Annotated in this window: 2 protein-coding genes and 1 pseudogene; all 3 read right to left on the bottom strand. The window is 61.6% G+C overall.

All coding sequences use genetic code 11. The features are described from left to right. Positions 1–117: 117 nt before the first annotated feature. A complete protein-coding gene (locus AC04MI_RS25410; RefSeq protein ID WP_436001484.1) occupies positions 118–393 on the bottom strand; it encodes a hypothetical protein in 276 nt (91 codons plus the stop codon). A 45-nt stretch (positions 394–438) separates the two neighbouring features. Further along, complete coding sequence (locus tag AC04MI_RS25405) at positions 439–804, bottom strand: hypothetical protein (RefSeq protein WP_436001486.1); 366 nt, start codon at positions 802–804, stop codon at positions 439–441. A gap of 12 nt (positions 805–816) precedes the next feature. Beyond that, positions 817–1,144: pseudogene (locus tag AC04MI_RS25400) on the bottom strand (hypothetical protein); the annotation flags it as partial.

The following is a 1,144-nucleotide window of genomic DNA, read 5'->3' as shown; positions in this document are numbered from 1 at the left end:
TGGCAAGAGTAACTTGGCCGGCTAAGTGGCTGTAGGGGTTTCCCCATTTTGAGGGGCGGCCGATGTAGACCGACCCTGCGGGGATGCCGTGAACGCGCTTGTTCAGTACCTGCGGCACTACGGAGTGTCCTTCGGTCCGAACGGCAAACGGCGCGAGCGGCGCGGCGGAGCCTTGGAGAACATGATGTGCTTGGCGACGAACCACTGGACGATGCCGCCCAGCAGGCTGGGCACCAGGATGAGGCCGTAGCGCAGAGCGGGTCGATCCTGCAGGCCGAGCTCAGCGTAGACGGGGCCAGCGCTGAAGATCGTGTGGAAGCAGAAAAGGCACACGACAACCATTCCGAGGGTGGCGATGGCGACGTAGCAAAGGAGATAGGAGCGGTCTTTCATGGGATTCCTGGAGGGGTGGGTCATCGGAACAAGGGATGTACGTGATCAGGTAACGGTGGGGGTTCTGGATTCGGTGCGCTCGGGGGGCGAGCGACGGAGCCATGTGCCGTACCAGATCCACAATGCCAGCCATCCCCAGATGAAAAAGTGGAACAGCACCCAGGGGGCTTTGGCCAGCTGCAGTTCGAGCTTGGCAAAGGCGCAGCTGAAGCCGGCGCGGCCGATTGAGCCGATGCTGCACGATTCCTTCATGTTCGCCATCGCCAGCACTTCATCCGGTGCCATGTAGTGGCCGATAGCCATCATGACGCCGGTGGCCACAATCAGGCCAGTGACGCCGAACCATTCGTGGATGGTTTTGGTGAGGATGAGGGAGAGGGCGATGGCGACGGCTAGTGATGCAGCGATCATCTGTAAGCCCTCTTAGGCAACGGCAGGAGTAGTACGTTCGAGGATGAAGCGGCGCGCTGCGGTGCGAGCGCGTTGCTCAGCTACTTTCAGGCCGGAATCTGCCGACCAGCTGGCCGCACTCTGACGTGACACCACGGGCATGTTTACGCGGGTGGCGAGCTTGCGCACCCGCTCGCGATCATCCTGCTGCAAGGGAGCAAAGTAGGTCGTCCATCCGTCGCCACCGTTGAAGGTTTCGTCCAGGAAACGAACGACAGCCTCTGCGTTGCCCCACTTGTCGCGTTGGGCCCACATGACGTGCGCCGGCCGGTAATACGAAGCATCGGCACAGCGGTTGGTG

The sequence above is a fragment of the Acidovorax sp. LjRoot204 genome, assembly GCF_056175785.1.
The sequence above is the reverse complement of the archived record's forward strand: the minus strand, read 5'-3'. Positions and strand labels throughout refer to the sequence as shown.